At 49.3% G+C, this 8,692-nt stretch carries 6 protein-coding genes and 1 pseudogene; 6 read left to right on the top strand and 1 reads right to left on the bottom strand.

The genetic code is table 11. The features are described from left to right. From UR289_RS07940 to ugd, 5 genes and pseudogenes are all read left to right on the top strand, one after another. A pseudogene (locus tag UR289_RS07940) lies at positions 1-587 on the top strand (hypothetical protein); the annotation flags it as partial. 6 nt (positions 588-593) lie between these two features. After that, entirely contained in the window at positions 594-2,021 is a 1,428-nt protein-coding gene (gene cpsB, locus UR289_RS07935; protein WP_210867535.1) for a mannose-1-phosphate guanyltransferase, read from the top strand. A 67-nt stretch (positions 2,022-2,088) separates the two neighbouring features. Continuing rightward, positions 2,089-3,459: a colanic acid biosynthesis phosphomannomutase CpsG gene (gene cpsG / locus UR289_RS07930; RefSeq protein WP_320709663.1), complete on the top strand. Its 1,371-nt coding sequence runs from the start codon at positions 2,089-2,091 to the stop codon at positions 3,457-3,459. 167 nt (positions 3,460-3,626) lie between these two features. Then, positions 3,627-5,033: an NADP-dependent phosphogluconate dehydrogenase gene (gndA, locus tag UR289_RS07925; RefSeq protein ID WP_028013772.1), complete on the top strand. Its 1,407-nt coding sequence runs from the start codon at positions 3,627-3,629 to the stop codon at positions 5,031-5,033. A 226-nt stretch (positions 5,034-5,259) separates the two neighbouring features. After that, on the top strand, positions 5,260-6,426 hold the full coding sequence (gene ugd, locus UR289_RS07920) for a UDP-glucose 6-dehydrogenase (protein ID WP_033145958.1): 1,167 nt from the start codon (positions 5,260-5,262) through the stop codon (positions 6,424-6,426). A 49-nt stretch (positions 6,427-6,475) separates the two neighbouring features. Here ugd and UR289_RS07915 read toward each other — a convergent pair whose 3' ends face one another. Then, complete coding sequence (locus UR289_RS07915) at positions 6,476-7,480, bottom strand: NAD-dependent epimerase (protein ID WP_182930940.1); 1,005 nt, start codon at positions 7,478-7,480, stop codon at positions 6,476-6,478. 192 nt (positions 7,481-7,672) lie between these two features. Between UR289_RS07915 and wzzB the strand changes: the two genes are divergently transcribed. Then, positions 7,673-8,653, top strand: coding sequence for an LPS O-antigen chain length determinant protein WzzB (gene wzzB / locus UR289_RS07910; RefSeq protein WP_320709660.1), 981 nt, complete (start codon positions 7,673-7,675; stop codon positions 8,651-8,653). Positions 8,654-8,692 lie beyond the last annotated feature (39 nt).

Below are 8,692 nucleotides of genomic sequence, written 5' to 3'. Positions count from 1 at the left end.
ATAAAATACCATACTTACCTCTATTTTATAATTCATGTCATCATGATGAACAACATGATCACGATAAAAAAATAATATTCGACTATTGCTTCATTGGTAGCTATCATGGTGATCGTGTAAATGTGCTTTCTCGTTTTTTAGGTCCTAAAAAAACAATCAAGTCTTATGTTAAGATATATTTCCAAAGTCGATTGCAGTACATTTTTTATTACCTCTTAAATCCCGCATTGCGTTCTTGTCCAAAAGAATGGGTAACTTTTAAACCAATCTCAAGAAAAAAACTAGAAGAAATTACTGCTGTAAGTCATCATACTATTGATATCCATCATCAGAAACAAACGGGTCTGACGATGCGTACATGGGAAACACTCCAAAGTAATAGCCAGCTCGTGACAACTAACCCAACAGTGCTGGCACATATTAATAGCCATAATGTTACGGTTATTGATCGAGATACAGGGCTTGAGTGGTCTACCGAGCAATGTGATAAATATATTAAAAATCTTATTAGTGAAGATGAACGTGTTAAAATTTCAGGATGTTTATCTTTATCTGAATGGGTTGATGCGTTGTTAACAAAGGGTTGATTATATATGAGTCTTTTTCCAGTAATTATGGCTGGGGGAGCAGGTAGTAGGTTGTGGCCGCGTTCTCGTGAGCTTTATCCGAAACAGTTTCTTTGTCTAACAGGGGAGCTGACTATGCTGCAAACAACCATTAATCGTCTTAATGGTATTGCATGTGAAAACCCGATTGTGATTTGTAACGAGCATCACCGTTTTATTGTTGCTGAGCAGTTGCGTCAGCTTGATAAACTAACTCAGAATATCATTCTTGAACCAACAGGAAGAAATACTGCTCCTGCTATAGCATTAGCTGCTCTAACCATCTTACGTACTACGCAGTCTGAGGATTCTCTTATTCTTGTTCTTGCTGCAGATCATGTCATCAAGAATGAAGATGCTTTTCGTCAAGCTGTTAGTAGTGCAATACCTCTTGCAGAGATGGGAAAGTTAGTCACATTTGGTATTGTTCCTAATCAACCTGAAACGGGGTACGGTTATATTCGTCGTGGTACATGCGTATCTGAAAATAACTTTAAATTTGCCTTTGATGTAGCTCAATTTGTTGAAAAACCAGATTTGGTTACGGCTAAGGAATATATTGCCAGTGGTGATTATTACTGGAATAGTGGCATGTTTTTGTTCAGCGCATCACGTTATTTGGAAGAGTTGGCGAAATTCCGACCTGATATATTGGCCGCTTGCGAAGAGGCAATCGCTGGCGTTGACCCTGATCTGGATTTTGTCAGGGTAGACGAACAGGCATTTCTGGCCTGTCCTGACGAGTCAATTGATTATGCCGTTATGGAAAAAACTGCTGATGCGGTGGTCGTGCCAATGAATGCAGGCTGGAGCGATGTTGGCTCCTGGTCTTCATTATGGGATATCAGTGATAAAGATCTCAGCGGCAATGTTCATCATGGCGATGTCATCAGCTATGCAACGGAAAATAGCTACGTCTACGCTGAGTCTGGCCTGGTGACTACGGTTGGGGTGAAAGATCTGGTGGTTGTCCAGACCAAAGACGCTGTGCTGATTGCCGATCGTAACGCCGTGCAGGACGTTAAAAAAGTGGTGGAGAAGATCAAGGCGGATGGCCGCCACGAGCACCACATTCACCGCGAAGTATACCGTCCGTGGGGCAAGTATGACTCGATCGATACGGGTAATGGGTATCAAGTGAAAAGACTGACTGTGAAGCCAGGTGAAGGATTGTCTTTACAGATGCATCATCACCGAGCTGAGCATTGGATTGTGGTTTCAGGTACTGCCCAAGTAACTTTGGGTGAGGAAGTGAAATTGCTCCGAGAAAATGAGTCTATCTATATCCCTCAGGGAGTTCGTCACTGCCTCGAAAATCCAGGAATAATACCTCTTAATATCATTGAAGTGCGTTCCGGAACGTATCTTGGAGAAGATGATATCGTTCGTTTTAAAGATCGCTACGGGCGAATCTGATTACCATTAATCCATGCCATTAACTACATATTTGAAATGGACATGATTCTCCGAAGGAGCGAAGCCTATGAAAAAATTAACCTGTTTTAAAGCCTACGATATTCGCGGCAGGCTGGGCGAAGAGCTGAATGAAGACATCGCGTGGCGCATTGGCCGCGCGTACGGCGAATATTTAAAACCGCAGACCATCGTGCTGGGCGGCGACGTGCGTCTGACCAGCGAATCCCTCAAGTTGGCCCTGGCGAAAGGGCTGCAGGACGCGGGCGTGGACGTGCTGGATATCGGCCTTTCCGGGACCGAGGAGATTTACTTTGCCACCTTCCACCTGGGCGTGGACGGCGGTATCGAAGTGACGGCCAGCCACAACCCGATGGACTACAACGGGATGAAGCTGGTGCGCAAGGGCGCACGCCCTATCAGCGGCGACACCGGCCTGCGCGACGTGCAGCGCCTGGCGGAAGCCAACGACTTCCCGCCGGTAAACGACGCGAAGCGCGGCAGCTACAAAAAAATCAACCTGCAGAAAGAGTACATCGACCACCTGCTGGGCTACATCAACGTGGCGAACCTCAAGCCGCTGAAGCTGGTCATCAACTCCGGTAACGGCGCGGCCGGTCCGGTTGTCGATGCGCTGGAAGCGCGCTTTAAGGCGCTGAACGTGCCGGTGACCTTCGTCAAGGTGCACAACACCCCGGACGGCAACTTCCCGAACGGTATTCCTAACCCGCTGCTGCCGGAGTGCCGCGACGACACCCGCAACGCGGTGATTGAGCACGGCGCGGACATGGGCATCGCCTTTGACGGTGACTTCGACCGCTGCTTCCTGTTCGACGAGAAAGGGCAGTTCATCGAGGGCTACTACATTGTCGGCCTGCTGGCGGAAGCGTTCCTTGAGAAAAACCCGGGTGCGAAAATCATTCATGACCCGCGCCTTTCCTGGAACACCGTCGACGTGGTGTCAGCGGCGGGCGGCACGCCGGTGATGTCCAAAACCGGCCACGCCTTCATCAAAGAGCGCATGCGCGAAGAAGACGCCATCTACGGCGGCGAGATGAGCGCCCACCACTACTTCCGTGACTTTGCCTACTGCGACAGCGGGATGATCCCGTGGCTGCTGGTGACCGAGCTGCTGTGCCTGAAGGGACAGACGCTGGGCGAGCTGGTGCGCGACCGTATGGCGGCGTTCCCGGCGAGCGGGGAGATCAACAGCAAGCTGGCGCAGCCGGCCGAGGCCATTGCCCGCGTGGAGCAGCACTTTGCGATCCACGCGCTGGAAATTGACCGTACGGACGGCATCAGCATGGCGTTCCCGCAGTGGCGCTTCAACCTGCGCTCGTCCAACACCGAGCCGGTGGTGCGCCTGAACGTGGAGTCCCGTGCTGACACGGCGCTGATGGAAGAGAAAACGCAAGAAATTATGGCTTTGCTCAGGAAGTGAGGGTCTGCCGCCGGCGTATTTCTGGCGGCTTGACTGTACCTGGATTGTGCAATCAGTGTGACATAGATCAGCAAAAGCTATTCATGTCACCTAATACTGAGTTAACATCTCAACCACATTTCAAGCCGCGCATAAGCCGTGGTGACCACACCTGACAGGAGTATGTAATGTCCAAGCAACAGATCGGCGTTGTCGGTATGGCAGTGATGGGGCGCAACCTGGCGCTCAACATCGAAAGCCGTGGTTATACCGTCTCCGTTTTCAACCGCTCCCGTGATAAGACCGAAGAAGTGATTGCCGAGAACCCAGGCAAGAAACTGGTTCCTTTCTATACGGTGAAAGAGTTCGTTGAGTCTCTGGAAACGCCTCGTCGTATCCTGTTAATGGTGAAAGCAGGCGCAGGTACCGATGCAGCTATCGACTCCCTGAAGCCTTACCTTGAAAAAGGTGACATCATCATTGATGGCGGTAACACCTTCTTCCAGGACACCATTCGTCGTAACCGTGAGCTGTCTGCTGAAGGCTTTAACTTCATCGGTACCGGTGTATCTGGTGGTGAAGAGGGCGCACTGAAGGGCCCATCCATCATGCCTGGTGGCCAGAAAGAAGCATACGAACTGGTTGCTCCTATTCTGACTAAAATCGCTGCCGTTGCCGAAGATGGCGAGCCGTGTGTGACCTACATCGGTCCGGACGGTGCTGGTCACTATGTCAAAATGGTGCACAACGGCATCGAATACGGCGACATGCAGCTGATTGCTGAGGCTTATTCCCTGCTGAAAGGCGGTCTGAACCTTTCCAATGAAGAACTCGCGGAAACTTTCACTGAGTGGAACAAAGGCGAGCTGAACAGTTATCTGATCGACATCACCAAAGATATCTTCACGAAGAAAGATGAAGAGGGTAAATACCTGGTTGATGTGATTCTGGATGAAGCTGCGAACAAAGGTACCGGTAAATGGACCAGCCAGAGCTCTCTGGATTTGGGCGAACCGCTGTCTCTGATCACCGAATCCGTCTTCGCGCGTTACATCTCTTCCCTGAAAGAGCAGCGCGTCGCGGCATCTAAAGTGCTGTCTGGTCCGCAGGCTAAACCAGCGGGTGATAAAGCCGAATTCGTTGAAAAAGTGCGTCGTGCACTGTACCTGGGTAAAATCGTTTCTTACGCCCAGGGCTTCTCTCAGCTGCGTGCGGCGTCAGACGAGAACAACTGGGATCTGAACTACGGTGAGATCGCGAAGATCTTCCGCGCGGGTTGCATCATTCGTGCGCAGTTCCTGCAGAAAATCACCGATGCCTATGCTGAAAACGCCGGTATCGCCAACCTGCTGCTGGCACCGTACTTCAAGAAAATTGCGGATGAATATCAGCAGGCGCTGCGTGACGTGGTTGCCTACGCTGTCCAGAACGGTATCCCGGTTCCGACCTTCTCTGCTGCAGTAGCCTACTACGACAGCTACCGTGCTGCTGTGCTGCCAGCTAACCTGATTCAGGCACAGCGTGACTACTTCGGTGCGCATACTTACAAACGTACCGATAAAGAAGGCGTGTTCCATACCGAATGGATGGAATAAGTTAACTTACTCGCTGTAATCAAAACCCGGAGCTTGCCTCCGGGTTTTTTTATGCAAAAAGTGTCGTCTGTTATTCGAAGTAGTCTGAATCTCGCCCCGCTCGTAGTGATTACTCCTGGTTTGCCTTGACAGTTCAGTTTGCCAGGAGGTACAAAGCCCAACAGTTATGTTTATCGCGATGGTCTGGCGGCCATCAGTACAGTTAACTCACAGAAGTCATTAGCGAATGAAAATAACAATCTCCGGAACAGGGTATGTCGGTCTTTCTAACGGCATTCTGATTGCCCAGAATCATGAAGTGGTTGCGCTGGATATCGTGCAGGCCAAAGTGGATATGCTCAATCAGAAAAAATCGCCGATTGTGGATAAAGAAATTCAGGACTATCTCAGCAATAAATCGCTGAATTTCCGCGCCACGACAGATAAAGAAGATGCATACCGCGATGCGGATTACGTCATCATTGCGACGCCTACTGACTACGATCCTAAAACCAATTACTTCAACACCTCAACTGTAGAAGCGGTTATCAAAGACGTTATCGCGATTAACCCTGACGCGGTGATGGTTATTAAATCGACCATTCCTGTTGGGTTTACCAAATCTATTAAAGAAAAGTTCGGTATTGATAATATCTTCTTCTCGCCTGAATTCCTGCGTGAGGGGAGAGCGCTTTACGATAACCTGCATCCTTCGCGTATCGTCATTGGCGAACGTTCAGAGCGCGCTGAACGCTTTGCTGCGCTGCTTCAGGAAGGCGCAGTGAAGAAAGATATTCAGGTGCTATTCACCGACTCCACCGAAGCTGAGGCGATTAAGCTCTTCGCGAATACCTACCTGGCAATGCGGGTAGCTTATTTCAATGAGCTGGACAGCTATGCAGAGAGTCTTGGCCTGAATACCCGCCAGATTATTGAAGGTGTGTGTCTCGATCCGCGTATTGGCAACCACTACAACAACCCGTCATTTGGCTACGGTGGCTATTGCCTGCCAAAAGATACTAAACAATTGCTGGCAAATTATCAGGCTGTGCCGAATAACCTCATTTCGGCGATTGTTGACGCTAACCGTACACGTAAAGATTTCATCTCCGATTCCATCCTTGCGCGTCAACCGAAAGTGGTCGGCGTATACCGTCTGATCATGAAGAGTGGCTCCGATAATTTCCGCGCCTCTTCCATTCAGGGGATCATGAAGCGCATTAAGGCGAAAGGGGTTGAGGTTGTAATCTATGAGCCTGCCATGCCGGACGATCAGTTCTTCAATTCCCGGGTGATCCGCGATCTGGATGCCTTTAAGAAAGAAGCCGATGTCATCATTTCAAACCGCATGGCGGAAGAACTGGCTGACGTAGCGGACAAAGTCTATACCCGCGATCTATTCGGTAGCGACTAATTCTCTTGCTCCATAAAAAAACCCGGCGGATAAGCCGGGTTTTTTATTTTCAGACTTTGTAAAACTCGCGGTACCAGTTAACGAAGTTTTTCACTCCATCCTTAACCGAGGTTTGCGGTTTAAATCCGATCACCTCATAAAGAGCCTGGGTATCGGCACTGGTCTCCAGAACATCCCCTGGCTGGAGAGGCAGCATGTTTTTCTCTGCTTTTGTACCCAGCGCTTCTTCCAACGCGGTAATGTAGTCCATAAGTTCGACCGGCGAGCTGTTACCAATGTTGTAAACGCGATACGGCGCGGAGCTGGTCGCCGGGGAACCGGTCTCAACGGTCCAGTCTGCATTAGCCTGAGGAATGACATCCTGCAGACGAATAATGGCTTCGGCGATGTCGTCGATGTATGTGAAGTCGCGCTTCATTTTGCCGTAGTTGTAAACGTCGATGCTTTTGCCTTCAATCATCGCTTTAGTGAATTTAAACAGCGCCATATCCGGACGGCCCCATGGACCATACACGGTAAAGAAGCGCAGCCCGGTGGTCGGCAAGTTGTACAGATGCGAATAGGTGTGCGACATCAACTCGTTGGCTTTTTTAGTCGCGGCATAGAGCGAGACCGGGTGATCCACGGAGTCGTCAGTGGAGAAAGGCATCTTGCGGTTGAGACCGTATACTGAGCTCGATGAGGCATACAGAAGATGCTGAACATTGTTATGGCGGCAGCCTTCCAGCACGTTGAGATGCCCAATAAGGTTGGCATCTGCATACGCGTGAGGGTTTTCAAGAGAGTAGCGTACACCCGCCTGGGCGGCAAGATGAATAACACGATCAAACTTCTCAGCCGCGAAAAGCGTGGCCATACCTTCCCGGTCGGCTAATTCCAGCTTGTGAAAGGTGAAACGCTCAGATTTTAACAGTTCCAGGCGTGCCAGCTTCAGGTTGACATCGTAGTATTCATTGAGGTTATCGATACCGACAACCTGATGACCAGCCTCAAGGAGGCGTTTACTGACATTCGCACCGATAAAACCTGCTGCACCCGTGACCAAAAATTTCATAGCTTCCCTCATAAACCCTATTCTTTAGATGCCGTAACGCATCACATGGCATCTATGATAGCGCGAAGGGGGTTGTTTACATAACCCATCTTTCCGATATTACTCATCGGATTCTTATAGAAAAATCGCCAGTAATCGTTAAACTATACAAACTTAATTATGTTTGCCCTTTTTTTATCAGTTAGGGATTGTATGACGCAAAACAATAATAGCCAGGTCATCCGAAGCAATGATCCTGAGCAAATTGATTTACTTGATTTAGTGTTCCAGCTGTGGCGTGGGAAGTGGGTGATAGCAGCCTTTGTTGTTGTTTGTATCGCCCTGGCAATTGGATATATCTCTGTCGCAAAGGAAAAATGGACCTCAAGTGCGATTATTACGCAACCAGATGCGGCTCAGATTGCCAGCTATTCTAATGCGTTAAATATCCTGTATGGTACCGCAGCACCTACAATGGTTGACAACCAAACGCGCGCAATTGGCCGTTTTAACGCCTCATTCTCGGCATTGTCACAGGCGCTCGAAAATCAGGCTGTGCCTGAAAAACTTATCATTGAGTCAACGGTTAAAGGGCAGCCGCTCCCGTTAAGTGTCTCTTATACCAGTACTTCTGCAGACGCTGCGCAAAAGCAGCTGGCGCAGTTCATTCAGCAGGTTGATGAGCAAACAGCTAAAGAGCTCGCCGCTGACCTTAATGACAATATTAAGGAGCAGATCAAGACCCTGAAGGATTCTCTGAAAAACCAGGAGAGGGTAGCTCAGGAGCAAAAAGATCTGCGTATCAAACAGATTGCTGAGGCGTTGAAGAACGCAGAAGCGGCAAAAATTACCTCGCCGCAGCTTCAGCAAACCCAGGAAGTGACTCAGGAAACGATGTTCCTGCTGGGAAGTGAGGGGCTGAAATCAATGATTGACAACGAAGCTTCTCTCCCGTTGGTCTTCCCAAGAGCCTATTATCAGACCAGGCGAAATCTACTGGACATCCAGAATCTGAACGTAAGCCCGGAAACGATCCACGTTTACCGTTATGTTATGAAGCCGGAACTCCCTGTACGTCGTGACAGCCCGAAAAATGCGATAGTTCTAATTCTGGCCGTGCTGCTGGGTGGAATAATTGGTTCTGGAGTGGTGCTTGGCCGCAACGCATTGCGCAACTACAAACCAAAAGCCTGATTTGCATATAAAAAAAACCGGGGATATTCCCCGGTTTTT

Origin of the sequence: Enterobacter sp. 302C9, from assembly GCF_034106085.1 — a bacterium.
GTDB lineage: Bacteria > Pseudomonadota > Gammaproteobacteria > Enterobacterales > Enterobacteriaceae > Enterobacter > Enterobacter asburiae_B.
This window is presented reverse-complemented; position numbering and strand designations above follow the sequence as displayed.

Bases quoted from the DNA above. Each gene is read 5' to 3' on its own strand.
- cpsG (WP_320709663.1), top strand. From the start codon at position 2,089: ATGAAAAAATTAACCTGTTTTAAAGCCTACGATATTCGCGGCAGGCTG.
- ugd (WP_033145958.1), top strand. From the start codon at position 5,260: ATGAAAATAACAATCTCCGGAACAGGGTATGTCGGTCTTTCTAACGGC.
- wzzB (WP_320709660.1), top strand. From the start codon at position 7,673: ATGACGCAAAACAATAATAGCCAGGTCATCCGAAGCAATGATCCTGAG.
- UR289_RS07915 (WP_182930940.1), bottom strand. From the start codon at position 7,480: ATGAAATTTTTGGTCACGGGTGCAGCAGGTTTTATCGGTGCGAATGTC.
- cpsB (WP_210867535.1), top strand. From the start codon at position 594: ATGAGTCTTTTTCCAGTAATTATGGCTGGGGGAGCAGGTAGTAGGTTG.
- gndA (WP_028013772.1), top strand. From the start codon at position 3,627: ATGTCCAAGCAACAGATCGGCGTTGTCGGTATGGCAGTGATGGGGCGC.